A 17168-nucleotide genomic window follows, 5' to 3' on the forward strand; every position below is an offset into this window, starting at 1 on the left:
CTTGAATCCTCCTCCTTATGTAAGGGGACGAGCTACCGCTCGTCCAGCGGCGGGATCAGCCGAAGCCGCCGCAGCCGGGCGGCCAGCCGATCGCCGCCCGGAATCGCGCGCCATTCGCGCGCGTCTATCGCGCCTGCGCGCAGAGCGGCGACGGCGAAGACGATCACGCCGACGGCTGCGCCCGCCAGCGACAGGGCTGCCGCCAAGCTTCGCTGCGGCAGCCCGTACCCAAGCGCGGCGCCAAGCACGCGCTGGGCTAGCAGTACCGCGCTGGCCATAGCCGCCAGCGCGACCAAGCCTGCGGCGGCGGGGCTAATGCTCGCCCGCCGCTTCACCCGCTCGTGCGGCAGGCGGAGCCCCGCAGCCGCACGGCGCAGCGCCGCCGCGCCCAGTAAAGCGGCGGCGCTTAGCGCGATCACGCCGGAGAGCGCTGCTCCCTCGATACCGAGGGAGGGCACCAGCGCGGCGTTCAGCGCGCCCTTCAGCAGCGCTGCGAGCAAGAGCAGCGCCACAGGCACCCGCGCCGAGCCGAGCGCTTGCAGCGCGGGCGCGACAATCGCGTTCACACAGCCGGCCAGCGCGGTGCAGCCGACAAGCGCGAAGGCAAGCGTGCCCTTCGCATCCTTGTAGAGCATGATGTTGAGCGGCTCTGCCAGCAGCAAGAGGCCGATGGCCGCCGCTCCGCCCATCATCCAGGCCATCCTCAGCTGCAACGACAGACGGGTCTGCAGCTCGTCCAACTGGCCTCCGGCCTTAGCGGTCACGAGACCCGGCACCATGGCCGCTGCTGCGGCAGCCGCGACCATCGTAACAAGCTGCACCAGCGGACCGCCGCGGCTATATACGCCGAAGAGGCTCATCGCCGTCGATTCAGCCATGCCGCTGTCTCCCAGCAGCCGCGGCACCATAAAGGCATCGACCACCCCTACAACCGGCACGACGATAGAGGCCAGCGCAGCCGGAGCGGCCAAGACAGCCAATTCCTTCATCTCCCGCAGAATACGGCGGGTTCCCAACGGGGTTCGAGCGGTTTGCCGTCTTGCCGTCCGCTCGCGCCAGCCTCCTATCGACAGAAGCACAAGCGCGACGAGCGCACCCGCGCCCGCTCCGCTCATCACGCCCGCAGCCAAGGCGGAATCGCTCCAGCCCGCGTTCAAGCCAATTTGCAGCGCTAGAATCATAATCGCAACGCGTGCGCATTGCTCGGTGACTTGGGATGCGGCAGACAAGCCCATCCGTCTCTTCCCTTGCTGATAGCCGCGAAGCACAGCAGCGAACGGCGCGAATAGCAGCGCAGCCGACAATACACGGATGGCCAGTGCCGCCGAATCATCGCCAATCCATGATGCCGCCAGGTCGGCGGAAAGCCACATTCCCAGAAACGCGAAGACGCCTGTCGCTCCCAGAAGAATCGATGCGGCGATAACCGTACTCCTTGTCCCCTCCAGAGGTTCATCTTCCTTAAGCTTGCGCGCAATAATAATAGATACTGCCGTAGGCAGACCCGCTGTAGCCAAGACCGCAATCAGCTGATAGAACGGATAGACGGCATTATAGATGCCGAATACGCGGTCTCCTGCCAAATTCTGCAGCGGGATCTTCTGCAAAGCGCCTACCAGCTTGGAGACGAGCGCAGCCCCTGCCATCAGGATTACGCCGTTCCGCCAGATTCCGCCTCCGCGAAGTCTCGATGCCGTCCGGCCCATATGTTAGTCCCCTGCTCCCTATGAATGGTTATGATTAATGATTATACCGTAAACGGGAGCAGATACAAAAATAAAAGCTTCTCCGCAACACGAAAGCTGTGCGGAGAAGCCGTGTCTTCATGTTCTTATGTGTAGGCGCCAATAAGGTATCGCTTATTGCTCCATCTGCTTCGCGAGGAAGCCTGCAGCCGTCTCGGCCATCTTCGTCTCAAGCTGTGCCATCTTGACGGAATCATCCTTGCTCAGCAGTACAACCGCACCGATGGGGTCTCCGCCAGCAATAATAGGGGCCACGACGAACGAGCTGTATTGATCCTGTACGTCCTTCACAATTTCATAAGCGCCGCCATTCGTTTCCGCAAGCGTCTTGCGATTCTCCATGCATGACTCCAGCGTATTGCCGACAGGCTTGTCCAACAGTTCTTTCTTGGAAGCCCCTGCTACCGTAATAATGGTATCACGGTCGGCAATCAGCGTAATATGCCCGGTACTCTCGTACAGCGATTCCGCATATTCCTTGGCGAAGTCGCCCAGCTCGCCGATCGGAGAATATTTCTTCAAGATGACTTCACCGTCACGGTCAACGAATATTTCCAGTGGGTCGCCCTCGCGTATACGCAACGTACGGCGAATCTCCTTCGGAATCACCACACGCCCGAGATCGTCGATACGACGTACAATTCCAGTTGCTTTCATTTCTTGTTGCCCCGCTTTCCCTAGAGGATTTTGAATCGACTGGATTCATGCATCACTTTTTTATAAAAAACATCACTGAGAGCTCCACGAGGACTTTCGGCGTCCTCGAATTTCTTCCGGGTAGCGCCAAGCCGGCAGCTTGGCAGATCATATCCCATACCAGAACATTCGCAGCAGGCCGTTGTTATCGTAGGGTCTTGGTGCTGCTCCGGTACCTGAAGTGTTAAGATTCTTCAATGGAGAATTTGAATCTGACCATAGTATTCATCCGCTCCCAATTTCTTATGCACGTCTCCAATACGACCCGCTGTTCCCTTGAAGAACCGCCAAATGCGAGCTGCCCCTCACGGCCCAGAGCCTTATGATGCCCTCTCTAGCCGTATGTATCCAGAGTTGTCCATCTACGACAAAGACGGCATACGCAGCCAGTCTGCATATGCCGTCCCGATTATTCCTCTTCTTTGCGGGGCTTTCCAAGCCGTCCTGCCTTGCTAAGCGCTTCGCGCAGCAGAAATTCGATATGACCGTTCACGCTGCGGAATTCGTCAGCGGCCCATTGCTCAAGCGCACGATGGATGTCGGGATCGAGGCGCAGCGGGAACGCCTTCTTCTCTTTCCCCATAATTCAGCGTTCCTTAGCTGTACAGAGAGCCCGTATTGATGACAGGCTGCGCCGCCCTGTCGGATACGATCGAAACCATCAAATTGTTGATCATCGCGGCCCGCCGCTCGCTATCCAGTTCGATTCCGTTCTCCTCCAGCTTCCGCAGCGCGGCATCTACCATGCCGACTGCCCCTTCGACGATCTTCTGACGCGCCGCTACAATCGCAATTGCTTGCTGACGCTGCAGCATTGCACTTGCGATCTCCGGCGCATAAGCGAGGTGCGTAATCCGCGTCTCGACCAGTTGCACGCCTGCAACCTCCAGCCTCTTCTGAAGATCGCGCTGCAGCTCGGCTGCCACTTCATCCGCATTGCCGCGAAGCGATACACCATTCTCGTCATCGAAGATGTCGTACGGATATTGTGCTGCAATATGACGGATCGCCGTCTCGCTCTGAATCTCGACGAACCGCTCGTAATGATCGACGTCGAAGGTAGCCTTGGCCGTATCCACGACCTTGAAGACCACAACCGCGCCAATCTCCACAGGATTGCCCTCCGCATCATTCACCTTCAGCTTCTGGCTGTTGAAGTTGCGCACCTTAAGCGATATCGTCGCCTTTGTCGTAAGCGGCAGAGCCATCCATAGGCCGCTCTCGATAATCGTACCAATATACGTGCCGAAGAAGGTAATAACCTTCGCTTCATTCGGCTGAACAATAACTAATGACGTCGTAATCAGAAAGGCCACAAGGAGAAGCACAACTCCCAGTAGAATGCTGAATGCCGATACAGACGTCGAGGACAGCTGAAGGATGATCAGCGCCGCACCGCCTACAGCTGCAACAATCGCAATCAGAAGTGCCAGATATCCGCTGACATATAATGCTTTTTTCTCTCTCATGAGATTCACTCCCATATCATTATGATATGTTAATGATATCACTTTTTACAAATATAAGCAACTGATATTTTATGCTAGCCAAAGGATCAACAGAATAGAAACGCCCAGAATCAGGTGAATCCAGCCGAAGATGTTAGACAATCGGTATTCTCTTTTGGTTACATGGGTTTCTTTGGCATCAATGAACAGCAGGAAAAAGCCGCATAAGACACAGATGAAAAAAAGGTAACCTGACAGGCCAATCGTGACCACGCTTAACATCATTTTTTCCATCTCCTCCTATTGCAGCCCTATTCTTGCTCCATCGCATAGGCCAAAAAATCGATGCGTTACGTAGCCTTCATGCCAATACGGCGAATCCGTACCGCTACATCAATATCGAAGGTCGTCTCCTTGTACATCTCCTGCCACTTTTCCTTCGTCCCGATATATTGATGCCAGTACCCCGGTTTTTTGGCCCGGACCATCTCGCCAAAGCCGAATATATCAGAGCCTTTGCTTTGTGTCTTCTCAATAATATTGTTATAGAACTGGACCGAGCCTTCCTCTTGCTTTCGCTCGATCTTGGCGATCGTTGCAGGATCATCCAGTGATATGCTGCTGCTCATCTTCTCTGCCAGGTTTGCCTCCAGTTCTACTTTAATCCGAAAATGCGGCTTGCCATCCTTCACACTTAGATCAATCTTGGAATGCCTATGCGTCACGTTCGTCATAACGGCGGTAGACATATCCTCCGAATCCAGCAGAACGACCGCGCGATAACCAGCCGGATTAATGCCGCGCAGACCAAGGAACCCGGATATCTCCAGAGGCTTCGTGATGCCGACCAGCTTCTCTCCGCGGAAATAGGCCAGCCCCTGAATCTCGACATTATCCTGCTCCTTGATCTCCACGTAGGGCAAGAAACCTTCCTGACCTTTCTTCGAGGAATTGCTCCAATACTGTCCAATATAATCCTTCGGAAATTTGCCCATCTTAATCGCATTGTCGAGTGTGGACAACAAGTATAGCGTCGGTATCCGCTCCAGCTTGGGGGCCGCATTCATCAGCTCGAATGCCCTTCCTTTGGACACCATCATCCAGGCCATTCTGCGTATTTCCGGGTTGCGGCGGAAGTAATCATTAATATTGCTCATATCCTTTTTCGCGACTGCTTCCGAGATGACGATAATCCGCAGATGACCGAAGAACAGCCGGCTCGATACCTGTTGCTGCAAATTCATAAAGGCATCGTTAATAGAGTGGCCGACCACATGAATCACCCACACAGTCCGGTTCGGACTGCCGCCTCCCGCGCCGCCCGCTTCGCCGGGACCAAGCGGAATCTGACCAGGAAGCGCAATCTGCACGCCTACCCTGACCATCCCCTCCTTCGGAGGAGGGAGAGAGCCCCTCACATGGGTTACCTCGTTCTCCTCGCGCTTCGCCGCTTCCTCGCTGCCCACCTCATCGATCGATACGCCCAGTACAACAGCCCGGTCATCGATCTCCAGCCGGTCCCAGCAGCCGCTTAACAAGGGGGTCAGCAGAAGAACTGCGCAGATGAATCGAAAGGAGCGGCGCGTCTCCTTGGTTTTCACTGTACCTGCCCCCTCTTCTTGCGCATCATGGCTAGAAGCAGCAAAACCGCCGGATAAGCAATCGTGATGATCAGGCCGAATCGACCGACATGCTCGATGATGCCATATAGCTGAGTCACATTCTGAGGAATCATCGCCATAAAAAATATAAAAGGAAACAAAATAAACGAGAACACCCGATGCTCGCGCAAACGGAATAGCTGCTTCATCGCATAGGCTGTCAGGAAGTAGCTGGACAGCAGCGTCGTGAATACCGCTGTCACCCATACGGCGAGAAACGCCGCATCGAGCCGCTCCAATATATTAGCCGGCAAGTTAGTGCCCTTAGCCAGCTCCAGCGTGGGCCATAGCAGCTTCTTAATCTCTTCAGCGCCGAAGACGCTAACAGCTGCCGATACGATAACCAAATAGAGTCCTCCAGCAATCAAAATGCCATAAACGCTTGCCTTCATGGCCTTCTTGGGCTGTCTCATCGACGGGATAATTAAAGTCAGGATGAATGAGCCCTGGAATAGCGCGGCAATCGTAATCGTTCCTAGAAGAACATGATTAGGCTTGGACCATATCATCGGCTGCAAGTTGATTATCTCTGCATTACTGAGCGACAGAATGGCGATTAACAAGCAAGGCACCAGCAGCAAAGGGAAATAGAAATTGTGAATATACGCGAAAGTTGTCAGCGACTTCCGCGCCGATACCGCGGCCAGCATGAGCATCACGATGACGGTTACTTCGACCGGCGTTGTTTTCAACACTGCGGTAACCACCACCTCGCCGAACTCCCTGGCGGTCAGCGACGTCAACACCGCGAAGAACACAATGATGCATACACTGCCAAGACGCCCAATCCACTTGCCGAGGATTTGCTCGCTGTATTCGATGATCGTATGGTCCGGGAATCGTATGCCCAGCCATGTAATGAGCGCCAGTCCGATGAAAGCGACGATAATGCCAAAGAGAGTCACAATCGGAGCAGCCGAATCGGCCGCCCTGGCCGCAAACAGAGGCAGCGACAGCACACCTACGCCGATAATCGTACTGACGAGTATAGCCGCTGTCTGAAGAACCGTAATTTGTCTGGTCTGCGTGTTGGCCATGTCGATGGTGCTCCTTCCGCCTATCTTTTTTCCGGACTTGTTTCATCAGTGCTCGGGGGTGAAGCCTGATCTTCCACTTGCAGCTTTATATTATCTTGAGGATGGAGAAATGCCGGTCTGGTCTTCATCCATTTGATCGGTGCCCGTATGAGCAGATCCTTTATCCCCTCTTTATCCCCCGGCACGAGCGGACTCAGATAAGGCACGCCGAATGATTTCAGCGACAGCACATGATTCGCGATCACAATAAGACCGACCATAATGCCGTACAAGCCGAATATACCAGCCATAATAATGAGCGGGAAACGCAGCAGCCGAAGCGCGAGCGCGGCATTGTAGGCCGGCGTTGCGAATGAACCGATTGTAGTCAGCGCGATAATCACGACGGTAATCGGGCTGGCGAAGCCTGCCGCTACAGCTGCTTGTCCGATGACAAGCACGCCGACAATCGACAGAGCGCCGCCGACCTGCTGAGGCAACCGGATCGTCGCTTCCCGGAGCACTTCCATGGAGACCTCCATAATCAGCACCTCAATGACAGCCGGGAACGGCACGCCCGCTCTTCCGCCTGCTACAGCCACTGCGAATTCCGTCGGGATAAGCTCAGGATTGAACGAAATGATGGCGACGTACAAGGACGGAAAGACAAGCGAGAAGATCAGGGCAACCAGACGCGCCATTCGAATGGCGCTCATGAGCAGGAATCGCTCCGTATAATCTTCTACCGTCTGATAGAACTGCCCGAATACAGTAGGAATAACCAGAGCCAATGGTGAGCCATCAACAAGAATCGCGACCCTGCCCTCCAGCAAATTGGCCACGACCTTATCCGGCCGCTCCGTATACTGTACCTGAGGGAAAGGCGACCACTTATTGTCCTCGATAAATTGCTCCAGATACCCAGAATCCAGCACACCGTCAATCTTCACTTCCGACAGCCTGCGATCCAGTTCCTTCAACAGCTCAGGGTCGGTAATGCCATCCATATAGCATATGGCTACCTTGGACTTTGTCCGGGTTCCGATCTCTCTAGATTCAACACGCAGCTCAGTCGATTGCAGCCGATAACGGATGAGGGCCAAATTCGTGCCCAAGGACTCGATGAAGCCTTCACGCGGTCCGCGGATGACCTGCTCCGTAGCCGGTTGCTCGATGCCTCTCTTGTCGATACTGCGCGTACCGATCAGGAAAGCCTCTGACATGCCTTCAATGGCCACAACCGTATCCCCGCCCAGCACCCCCCGAATCAAGAGATCGATTTCCCCTTGCAATTCAGCTTCCCCGTGATACAGCGTCTCGTACAAGAGGATGTCCGGCAATTGCGCCAGCTCGATGTTGCGGTCTTGCAGATGTCTAGGGACATGCATGAACGGTCTGATAATATCTTCATTGACCACTGCCTGCTGAACCATATGAGAGAAGCTGAACATGACGGCGGGGAAGCGGCCGAATACTTGAAACTTCCGCACGGCTAGATCGGCGCTTGTACCCAGCGTATGGTCTATAATATCTTCCAGCTGCTTTAGCGAGCCGCTCAGTCTCATGTCTTTGTATTCAGACAACGTATGGTTGGTAGGAAGCTTCTTCGGTTGCTTCGTACGCCTATATCCCTTGATTAGCCTCATGCTGTCACCGCCCTTCATCGATAGTCGCAGTCCGTCCTGTACCGTATCCGTTTTAGTGTTTTCAATTCAGGGAAAATCTATCCAAAGTCCCCATACAAAAAAGACCGTCTGTCCGGCATGATGCCCGGTCAAACGGTCTTAGTCGTTCTATGCGATATAGCTGAATTTATTCTGCGGCTTTCTCGTCGCCTTTTGCAGCATCACCATCGGCTGGCGTCGCTGTTGGAGCTTCGCCATCTGCTGGTGCTTCGCCTTCGCCTGCGCCTTCTTCAGCTTTAGGCAGCGTAATCTTCAGCTCTTGCTTCGGCATTTCTTCCGTCATGAATTTCTCCATGTACGTGTAAGCCGCTGCACCTTTTACTTGGTTCTTCTCTTCTTCAGTCAGTTGATCCAGCTTTTTGTCTTCACGCTTCTCAACTTTGATGACATGGTAGCCAAAATCGGATTTGACAGGCTCGCCGATCACGCCGATTTCCTGCTCGTAAGTCGCGATTTTGAAAGGCTCTACCCATTTGCTGCCTGGGCTTGCTTCATACAAGCCGCCTTTGTCTTTGGAGCCGCCATCATCGGAATACGTCTTAGCCAGCTCGTTCCAGTCGCCGCCTGCATCCAGCTTCGCCTTTACTTCCTTGGCGCGAGCCAGCGCTTCTTCGTCGGTACGGAGCTCTTTCGTTTCTTGCGTATTCGGATCGGTCTCAGTCGTTTGAACCAGGATATGGCGCACGTCGGATACCGCAAAATCAGCTTTCATCGTTTCAAAGGCTTTCGCCATATCTTCATCTGTTACCAGGGAATTCATATGCACGACAGCTGCGGAATTCAGCAGCAGGAAAGTCGCGATGTCCGCATCCGAGATTTTTTTCGTCTTCAATTCATCTGCAAAGGTCTTGTCCGATCCTTTCAGCTCCTTGAATCCTGTCAGTTGCTCGTCCACTTGCTTGCGTGCTTCCTTCATAGACGCTTCGGATGCTTGAGCGCTAAGCAGCTTGAAGCTTACGTATTGCTCTAGCAGCATCTCCTGGAATTGCGGGATCTCCACGACCGACTCGTAAGCCGGCTGAGCCAGAACATAGACGTCCAGATACTTTTTAAGCTCATCTTGCGTAACTTTGCCATCCTTGAATGTCGCGACAACCTCGCCCTTGTCTACGTTCTTGAACTGCAAGGAATGTTCGCCCTTCCCTTTGCCGCCGCCGCATGCCGCCAGCATCGTCATGACGAGCACCGCTGCAAGGACGAGCAGTGCGCTTCTGCGCCATGTCGATTTGCGTGTACTGTGAAACATGTAGAATCCCCTTTCAGATTATAAGCTATTAGAGGTTGTTCAAAAAATCGTCTTTTGATCACGAAGTCAGCCAAGAAGCGTATTCGACATCGAATCTTGCGTTCACCTTCGAAGTCCGGTGCTCATATAGGTTTGCCTACACTCCGCTCCTCCTTCTTCAGGTTCTCGCAACCTTCTCGGTGCTGAAAATCCGACTTTTAGAACACGCACTATATTAGAGGCTGTTCAATAGTCACTCCTGATCACGAAGCATGACATGATGCCAACCGACTTTGAACATAAACTGTTTTTATTGTATCAGAAAAGGAACCCGAAAAGCGAATCTGTCCTACGACGTCGCGTTCTGCAGCTCTTCCTTTTTAGGCAGGGCTTCGCTGTAGCCCTCCATGAACTTCTCTGACAAATGAAGCTTCTGCTCCATATTCAGTCCTTTCCCGCGAAGGAGAACGGTCGGCGGCGACTCTTGCTCCGCACTTTGCTTGAAGCGGTTCTCCAGCTTCAGGCAGAGCTGGTCCACTTTTTTCCGGGCAACGCGGCCCCTCTGGGTCTCGGACATGCGGAATATGAGATCGTCTCCCTTCTGGGTGATCATCTCGATTCCGTATAGGCTGCCATAGATTTTAAGCCGGGCCACTGACATCAAATTGCTGACCGCCTGAGGCAGGTCGCCGAATCTGTCAATCAGCTCGTCGATCAAATCGTCGCACTCCTCGAAGGTACGGACAGTCGCCACTTTTTTATAAATTTCGATTTTCTGAATGCTGTCATAGATGTAGTCAGAAGGCAGGTACGCATCCACGCTGATGTCGATGACCGTGCTGACCGTCTTCTCTTCCACCACTTCTTCGCCAGTCATCTCCGCTTTGCGCTTCGCAATCTCCTCAGCCAGCATCTGCGAATACATATCGAAGCCGACAGACGCAATGAAACCATGCTGCTCCGCTCCAAGCAGATTCCCGGCACCGCGTATAGACAAGTCACGCATAGCAATCTTGAACCCGGAGCCCAGCTCCGTAAATTCCTTGATAGACTGCAGACGCTTCTCCGCCACCTCAGTCAGCACCTTATCCCGCTGATATGTGAAGTAGGCATAAGCGATTCGATTGGATCGTCCGACGCGCCCTCTAAGCTGGTAGAGCTGGGACAAGCCCATTTTGTCCGCGTCATGCACGATAAGCGTGTTCACATTCGGGATGTCGACGCCCGTCTCGATAATGCTCGTGCTGACGAGTACATCGGACTCGCCGTCCAGGAAGTCCAGAATCGTCTTCTCCAGCTCCTGCTCGGACATCTGACCATGCCCGACGGTCACCTTCGCATCCGGCACAAGCGCGTTGATCGCTTCGGCCATCTGGTAGATGCCTTGAACCCTATTATACAGGTAATAGACTTGCCCGCCTCTGGCAAGCTCGCGCTCGATCGCTTCACGCACAAGGGCCGGGCTGTATTCCACGACATACGTCTGAACCGGGAAGCGGTTCTCCGGCGGCGTCTCAATGACGGACAAATCGCGTACACCCAGCATGGACATATGCAGCGTGCGCGGAATCGGAGTTGCCGTCAACGTAAGCACATCCACGTTGTTTTTCAGCTTCTTCAGCTTCTCCTTATGCGATACGCCGAACCGCTGCTCCTCATCCACGATCAGCAGGCCAATCGACTTAAAAATAATATCCTGAGACAACAGTCTATGAGTGCCGATCACCACATCCACTGTTCCGTTCTTCAGTCCCTTAATCGTCTCGTTCTGCTCCTTGCGGGAGCGGAATCGGCTTAGTACCTGCACATTGATCGGATAGCCGGAGAACCGCTCGCGGAAGGTCTCATAATGCTGCTGCGCCAGAATCGTCGTCGGCACCAGAACGGCGACCTGCTTGCTCTCCATCGCCGCCTTGAATGCCGCGCGCACCGCGACTTCCGTCTTGCCATAGCCAACGTCGCCGCATAGCAGGCGGTCCATCGGCTGGCCCTTCTCCATATCTCTCTTAATCTCTTCTATCGCACGAAGCTGGTCCCTCGTCTCATCGTAAGGGAACATCGCTTCGAATTCCTGCTGATAGGACGTGTCCTCTCCAAAGGCAAAGCCTGGCGTTGACTGACGCTGCGCGTACAGCTTGATCAAGTCGTCGGCGATATCCTGTACGGAAGCTCTCGCTTTGCTCTTCGCCTTGGTCCACTCGGCGCCGCCCAGCTTGCTGACCTTCGGCTCTTTTTCCTCGGAGCCGACATACTTCTGAATCATGTCGACCTGGTCGATCGGCACCGACAGCTTGTCGCCGCCGGAATACAGAATATGCAAGTAATCGCGATGAATGCCGCCGATCTCCAGCGTGCCGATGCCGACATATTTGCCGATGCCATGATTGTGGTGAACGACGTAATCGCCGACCTTCAGTTCGGTATAGCTCTTGATGCGCTCGGCGTTGTCCATCTTCTTGTCGATGCGCCGCTGCTTGCGCTGCTTCTGTGAGAACATCTCGCCTTCCGTAATGACGACCAGATGCGAAGAAGGCAGCTCAAAGCCCTGCTGAAGATTGCCCTCCAGCAGATTAGGCGGCTCTATGCCGTAATCATCCAGCACGCGGCGCATGCGATCCATACGCTCCGCATTGCCTGCAAGCATAATAACGTTCGCGCCAATCTTCTTCCAGCGATCCATCTCCGACTTCAGCACGTTCATCTGGCCGTGGAAATTTTGCATGGAACGGCTGGTCATATTGAGGATGTTCTGCGGCTGGCTATGCGGAATCTGTCTTAAGAACAGGGATAAGAACAACGTCGGGAACGGACGGTGGTGAAGAATCTCATCCGTATCGCGTGCAAGCACCAGCCCAGGGAGTGACTTGCCGCTCTGCAGCAGATGCAGCGCCCACTCGCTCTCGTCCCGCTCCAGCTGCTTCGCCGTCTCGATGAGACGCGTCGGCTCATCCAGCACAAGAAGCGTATCACTTGGCATATAATCCAGAATCGTCTGCCGTTCCGGATAAAGCAGTGCAATATATTTATAGATTTCAGGAAAGTAGACTTGCTCTCTCAGCTTCTCCAGCTCGCTGCCAATTTCAGAACGCAGCCGGTCCTTCGCCGTACGGTCCGTCATTTTATCGAGCTGCTTCTCCAACAGATCCGCAGCATGCCTGGCCGCAACTGACATTCGAGTAGCGTCTGCAATAATCTCTTGGCAAGGCGGAATCACGTAGGAGTCCATACGGTCCGACGAACGCTGCTCTGCGGGATCAAAGGCACGAATGGAATCAATCTCGTCGCCGAACCACTCGATCCGGTACGCTTGCGATGCCGTAAGCGGATAGAAGTCAACGATGCCTCCCCGTACGCTCATCTCTCCGCGCGATTCCACGCGGTCTGCCCTCACATAGCCGAGCGCCGTCATTTGGAGCAGAAAGCCGTCCATCGGCAGCGAATCGCCGACTGCGATCTTGATCTGAGCGTCAGCCATAACGCTGCTAATCGGAAGGTAGCGCCTCACGCCAGAGAACGGCACGACAATAATCCCGCGATAGCCCTTGGACAGCTTGATCAGCACGTCCATGCGCTGCGCCAGCGTCTCGGGACTCGAGATCGCCGCTTCCGCAGCCATAAGCTCATTGGCAGGATATAACATCACTTTATCAGGTGATAGACATTCTTGCAGATCCTCCGCAATCTTCTGAGCGGAGAACATATTATGCGTCACAACCAGCATCGGACGCTCTACCGCTTCTTCCAGCGCTGCGATCAACACTTGGCGGGAAGAGCCGGCGAGCCCGGATACCATCTGCTCACGCATCCCTTTGCGGATACCGGACAAGATTGACTGGACGTCCGAATCTGCGGCAAAAGCTTGAATTAGCGCTTTCAACGTTTGCGGCACCTCTTTTCTATACACAACCATGTTCGGGTGAAAATTTTTGTTTGTCATAGATTAGGGACTTGCAGCATTCCCCCGCCGATCGGCTCATACCAGTCGGTCAGCTTGGAAGCTTCAGCCCGGATTGATCTGCCCACGCAAAAACAGCTACATCCGGCCACAAGGCGGCATAGCTTGTTCTCGCAAGTTTCTATCGGTTTATTGAAGAGGATTGCTGACCAACAATAGGTCAGGATTCGTAGTCAGCGCTTCGTTGCAATAATCGCAAACAACCTTGACCGTAACATCACCGTTTGAGTCATACGCTATTATATCGCTGCGCTCTTCGGGGGTCAAGAAATGGAAACCGAGCTGCTGCTCTGTCACTGACGATCTGTCGATGGAGCCCATCGCTGTCTTGCAATGTCTGCATATATAGTTTACAGCCATATGTATGCCTCCTGAAGAGTAGTTATACCCTTCAGTATGCCCCGTAACGCCACAAATTAACGGTTACCGATTAAACTTTGCCATCGTTTCTTCAAATGGCGCCTTTAATCCGAATTCAGCGGCATCACAGGCCTGCTCAATCATGTGCGCCAGCTTGTCGCGCTCCGCCTTCGGAAAGTTCGCCAGAACGTAATCGGAGATGACGATGCCTGGCTGTGGACGCGAAATCCCCATTCGAATTCGGTTGAAGCTCTGTGTATTCAGGTGCTGGATAAGCGACTTGATGCCGTTATGCCCGCCTGCGCTGCCTTGATAGCGAAGCCTTAGCCTTCCGATTTCGGTATCCAGATCATCGTAGACGATAATGCCATCGGCCAGATCAGCCTTGTAGTAGTCAAGGAACGAGCGTACAGCTTCTCCCGACAGGTTCATATACGTCATGGGCTTAATCAGCGCCACCTTCTGACCGCCGACATTGCCCTCGCCGATCACCGCTCTATGCTTGCCTTGAGGAGTCAGCGTGAAGCCCCATCGCTTCGCCAGCTCATCCACGACCATAAATCCGACATTATGCCGTGTATCCTTATATTGAGCACCCGGATTACCGAGCCCAACAATCCATTTCATATGATATCCTCCTAAAAGGTTTTCTGCTTAACCTAAGCGAAAGCTTAGGTTAGGAAAACCTACTTCGTAAGCATCTACTAAGGTTTTCGACCCTAACCTAAGCGAAAGCTTAGGTTAGGGAAAACCTACTTCGTAAGCATCTACTAAGGTTTTCTGCTTAACCTAAGCGAAAGCTTAGGTTGGAGAAAACCTACTTCGTAAGCATAAGCTTGGTTTTCTGCTTTCACCTAAGTGTAAGCTTAGATTGAGGAAAACCTACTTCGTAAGCATAAGCTTGGTCTTCAGCTTTAACCTAAGCGTAAGCTCAGGTTTGGAAAACCTGATTCTTGAGCAAAAAAGCTTGTGCGCACCCATCGTAGCTATGGTGCAACTAGCATCTTTCGGCAACCACATTCCCTCCTTAAATGTAGCACAATTAGCGTTAATTTGCGAAGAGTTGTCCCCGAACGCAAGCAAGCTGCCCTCCAGGGAGGACAGCTTGCCAGGCATATTGATATGGCCTTCTAAGTGCTTGTTGAGATTTCCTCGTGAACCGCATTGTCGGAACGCGATTCCGCTTCTTGCGCTTCCACATCCTGCGCTTCCTTCTCTTCCTCACTCAGCTCTTTCTGCGGCGCCAGCACCGTGACGATCACAAGCTGGGAATCGGATTTGGCCTCTACGCCCCCAGGCAGCTTAAGATCGGAGACGAGAATGCTGTCGCCGATGCCAAGCTCGGATACATCGACCTCGATGGCTTCTGGAATATCACCTGGCAGACACTGAACCTCCAGCTCATGAAGGATTACTGATAGAATGCCGCCTTCACGTACGCCGGTAGAGTCTCCTGTCGCGTCAATACGGACGCTCGCCCGTACATTCTCGTTCATATTGATCTGGCGGAAATCTACGTGAAGCAGCTTATGATTCAGCGCGTCGCGCTGAACATCCGCCACCATGACGGAATGCACACCAGATTCGGGTACATTCAGCTCCAGCACCGCGTTGGGATGAGAACGCAGCAAGGTAGACAATTCCTTCTCGCTTACGCTGATTACAGCCGAAGACTGCAGTTGCCTGCCATATACGACGCCAGGTACCTGGCCGCTAATGCGCAGCTGGCGCAAATCGCCTTTGGTAGCCCCGGTCCGTTGTTCCGCTTGTATTGCAATTGCCATATGGAACCCTCCTCGAAGAATTGGATGTCCATATCACTTTACCCACATCTATCAGAAATTAATCACATATAAGGCCGTGTCGAGCCGACAATAGCTAATCTGTGCGTTCTTTCTTCGCCTTCGCCCGGGCGCGAATCTTGTCCGCATACCCCGGCTTGTTGACCTGACGTTCACGGGCAATCGCCAGATCCCCGTCCGGCACATCCTGCGTAATGGTCGTTCCCGCAACGACATATGACCCGTTACCCACCTTTACCGGGGCGATCAGATTCACGTTGCTGCCGATAAAGGCGCCGTCACCAATTTCGGTTACCGCTTTGTTGAAGCCATCGTAATTGACCGTGATGGCGCCGCAGCCAATATTGACGTCCTTGCCTACAACAGCGTCGCCAATATAGCTCAGATGCGACACTTTGCTGCCGTCATCCAGTGATGCGTTTTTCAGCTCGACAAAATCGCCTACCTTGCACCCCCGGCCAAGCTTCGAGTCCGGGCGCAGATTAGCGTACGGGCCGACTGCGCTTTCTTCGCCAATGACCGATTCGCAAGACGTTGAGTATTTAATCGAAGCGCCATTATGAATCACGGTATCCACCACTTCCGCAGCCGGACCGATGACACAATCTTCGCCAATTACGGTAGATCCGCGGAGAACGGTACCCGGGTAGACGACCGTGTCTGAGCCGATCTGCACGCTGGCCTCAATATATGTATTGGCCGGATCGATAATCGTCACGCCGTTCAGCAGATGCTTGCGGTTGATACGCTCGCGCATATAGCGCTCCGCTTCCGCCAGCGCGACACGGTCATTGACGCCGATAGCTTCCGCTGTATCATCGGTGCAATAGCCCTGTACGACCTCTCCCGCTTCCTTCAGCAAGCCGATCACATCAGTCAGGTAGTATTCGCCCTGCGTATTCTCGTTGGTCACTTTGCCCAAAGCGTCGAACAGCTTGCGGTTGTCGAAGCAATACGTACCTGTGTTAATTTCTTGTACCGCCGATTCTTCCGCCGAGCAGTCCTTATGCTCAACGATCCGTTGTACCGTGCCGCCCTCTCCGCGAATAATGCGGCCGTATCCAGCCGGATTCTCGAAGGAAGCCGACAGAATCGTAGCAGCTGCTCCGCTATCCGCATGCAGCTTCAGCATCGCGTGCAGCGTAGTGGATTGAACAAGCGGCGTATCGCCGCAGATCACGATCGTCGTTCCTTGTTCCTTGCCGAGCAGGGGCGCAGCCTGCAGAACCGCATGGCCCGTTCCAAGCTGCTGCTCTTGCAGCACGTATTCCGCAGCATCGCCCAAATACGACTTCACCATATCTGCTCCATGCCCGACCACAACTACCGTCCGTTCGCTGGACGCTTCCTTGACTGTATCCAGTACATGGCCTACCATCGGCTTCCCACTGACGGGATGCAGCACTTTATATAGTTTCGATTTCATCCGTTTGCCTTGACCGGCAGCCAGTACAATCGCCATCACTCTCATTTTTTGAATACCCTCCCTATCACCTAGCAATCCTCACTCGAATATAGCTCATATTGAAACAAAAGAAAAGAGAGCCTGGGCTCTCTTTTCCATACGATACCATT

14 protein-coding genes are annotated in these 17168 nt (G+C 53.7%); all 14 read right to left on the reverse strand.

Going from position 1 to position 17168, the window contains the following annotated elements; genetic code table 11:
• Positions 1-32 precede the first annotated feature (32 nt).
• The 14 genes from ACFVSO_RS27615 to glmU all read right to left on the reverse strand — a co-directional run bounded on the left by ACFVSO_RS27615 (position 33) and on the right by glmU (position 17064).
• Positions 33-1706, reverse strand: a complete 1674-nt coding sequence (locus ACFVSO_RS27615) for an oligosaccharide flippase family protein (RefSeq protein ID WP_387479952.1) — start codon at positions 1704-1706, stop codon at positions 33-35.
• 153 nt (positions 1707-1859) lie between these two features.
• Complete coding sequence (gene spoVT / locus ACFVSO_RS27620; RefSeq protein ID WP_387479953.1) at positions 1860-2402, reverse strand: stage V sporulation protein T; 543 nt, start codon at positions 2400-2402, stop codon at positions 1860-1862.
• 448 nt (positions 2403-2850) lie between these two features.
• A complete protein-coding gene (locus ACFVSO_RS27625; protein ID WP_182914504.1) occupies positions 2851-3024 on the reverse strand; it encodes a type II toxin-antitoxin system antitoxin in 174 nt (57 codons plus the stop codon).
• A 13-nt stretch (positions 3025-3037) separates the two neighbouring features.
• Positions 3038-3910 (reverse strand): SPFH domain-containing protein, encoded by an 873-nt coding sequence (locus ACFVSO_RS27630; protein ID WP_387479954.1) that lies wholly within the window; start codon positions 3908-3910, stop codon positions 3038-3040.
• Between the two features lie 69 nt (positions 3911-3979).
• Entirely contained in the window at positions 3980-4174 is a 195-nt protein-coding gene (locus ACFVSO_RS27635) for a CLC_0170 family protein (protein ID WP_387479955.1), read from the reverse strand.
• A gap of 65 nt (positions 4175-4239) precedes the next feature.
• A complete protein-coding gene (locus ACFVSO_RS27640) occupies positions 4240-5490 on the reverse strand; it encodes a Ger(x)C family spore germination protein (RefSeq protein ID WP_387479956.1) in 1251 nt (416 codons plus the stop codon).
• Complete coding sequence (locus ACFVSO_RS27645; protein ID WP_387479957.1) at positions 5487-6587, reverse strand: GerAB/ArcD/ProY family transporter; 1101 nt, start codon at positions 6585-6587, stop codon at positions 5487-5489. Before ACFVSO_RS27645 ends, ACFVSO_RS27640 begins: the two co-directional genes overlap by 4 nt.
• A gap of 20 nt (positions 6588-6607) precedes the next feature.
• A complete protein-coding gene (locus ACFVSO_RS27650) occupies positions 6608-8212 on the reverse strand; it encodes a spore germination protein (RefSeq protein ID WP_387479958.1) in 1605 nt (534 codons plus the stop codon).
• Between the two features lie 166 nt (positions 8213-8378).
• The gene (locus tag ACFVSO_RS27655; RefSeq protein WP_387479959.1) at positions 8379-9497 is read right to left on the reverse strand and encodes a peptidylprolyl isomerase; all 1119 of its coding nucleotides are present in this window, start codon (positions 9495-9497) and stop codon (positions 8379-8381) included.
• Between the two features lie 328 nt (positions 9498-9825).
• Positions 9826-13386, reverse strand: coding sequence for a transcription-repair coupling factor (gene mfd / locus ACFVSO_RS27660; RefSeq protein WP_387479984.1), 3561 nt, complete (start codon positions 13384-13386; stop codon positions 9826-9828).
• 174 nt (positions 13387-13560) lie between these two features.
• On the reverse strand, positions 13561-13791 hold the full coding sequence (fin, locus tag ACFVSO_RS27665) for an anti-sigma-F factor Fin (RefSeq protein WP_387479960.1): 231 nt from the start codon (positions 13789-13791) through the stop codon (positions 13561-13563).
• Between the two features lie 63 nt (positions 13792-13854).
• Positions 13855-14418: an aminoacyl-tRNA hydrolase gene (gene pth, locus ACFVSO_RS27670; RefSeq protein ID WP_387479961.1), complete on the reverse strand. Its 564-nt coding sequence runs from the start codon at positions 14416-14418 to the stop codon at positions 13855-13857.
• 503 nt (positions 14419-14921) lie between these two features.
• Positions 14922-15575 (reverse strand): 50S ribosomal protein L25/general stress protein Ctc, encoded by a 654-nt coding sequence (locus ACFVSO_RS27675; RefSeq protein ID WP_387479962.1) that lies wholly within the window; start codon positions 15573-15575, stop codon positions 14922-14924.
• A 94-nt stretch (positions 15576-15669) separates the two neighbouring features.
• On the reverse strand, positions 15670-17064 hold the full coding sequence (gene glmU / locus ACFVSO_RS27680; RefSeq protein ID WP_387479963.1) for a bifunctional UDP-N-acetylglucosamine diphosphorylase/glucosamine-1-phosphate N-acetyltransferase GlmU: 1395 nt from the start codon (positions 17062-17064) through the stop codon (positions 15670-15672).
• Between the last annotated feature and the right edge of the window lie 104 nt (positions 17065-17168).

Origin of the sequence: Paenibacillus sp. NPDC057967 (assembly GCF_042887015.1) — a bacterium.
Taxonomy (GTDB): domain Bacteria; phylum Bacillota; class Bacilli; order Paenibacillales; family Paenibacillaceae; genus Pristimantibacillus.

Bases quoted from the DNA above. Each gene is read 5' to 3' on its own strand.
- ACFVSO_RS27615 (WP_387479952.1), bottom strand. From the start codon at position 1,706: ATGGGCCGGACGGCATCGAGACTTCGCGGAGGCGGAATCTGGCGGAAC.
- ACFVSO_RS27630 (WP_387479954.1), bottom strand. From the start codon at position 3,910: ATGAGAGAGAAAAAAGCATTATATGTCAGCGGATATCTGGCACTTCTG.
- ACFVSO_RS27650 (WP_387479958.1), bottom strand. From the start codon at position 8,212: ATGAGGCTAATCAAGGGATATAGGCGTACGAAGCAACCGAAGAAGCTT.
- ACFVSO_RS27625 (WP_182914504.1), bottom strand. From the start codon at position 3,024: ATGGGGAAAGAGAAGAAGGCGTTCCCGCTGCGCCTCGATCCCGACATC.
- pth (WP_387479961.1), bottom strand. From the start codon at position 14,418: ATGAAATGGATTGTTGGGCTCGGTAATCCGGGTGCTCAATATAAGGAT.
- ACFVSO_RS27645 (WP_387479957.1), bottom strand. From the start codon at position 6,587: ATGGCCAACACGCAGACCAGACAAATTACGGTTCTTCAGACAGCGGCT.
- ACFVSO_RS27675 (WP_387479962.1), bottom strand. From the start codon at position 15,575: ATGGCAATTGCAATACAAGCGGAACAACGGACCGGGGCTACCAAAGGC.
- mfd (WP_387479984.1), bottom strand. From the start codon at position 13,386: ATGGTTGTGTATAGAAAAGAGGTGCCGCAAACGTTGAAAGCGCTAATT.
- spoVT (WP_387479953.1), bottom strand. From the start codon at position 2,402: ATGAAAGCAACTGGAATTGTACGTCGTATCGACGATCTCGGGCGTGTG.
- glmU (WP_387479963.1), bottom strand. From the start codon at position 17,064: ATGAGAGTGATGGCGATTGTACTGGCTGCCGGTCAAGGCAAACGGATG.
- ACFVSO_RS27635 (WP_387479955.1), bottom strand. From the start codon at position 4,174: ATGATGTTAAGCGTGGTCACGATTGGCCTGTCAGGTTACCTTTTTTTC.
- fin (WP_387479960.1), bottom strand. From the start codon at position 13,791: ATGGCTGTAAACTATATATGCAGACATTGCAAGACAGCGATGGGCTCC.
- ACFVSO_RS27655 (WP_387479959.1), bottom strand. From the start codon at position 9,497: ATGTTTCACAGTACACGCAAATCGACATGGCGCAGAAGCGCACTGCTC.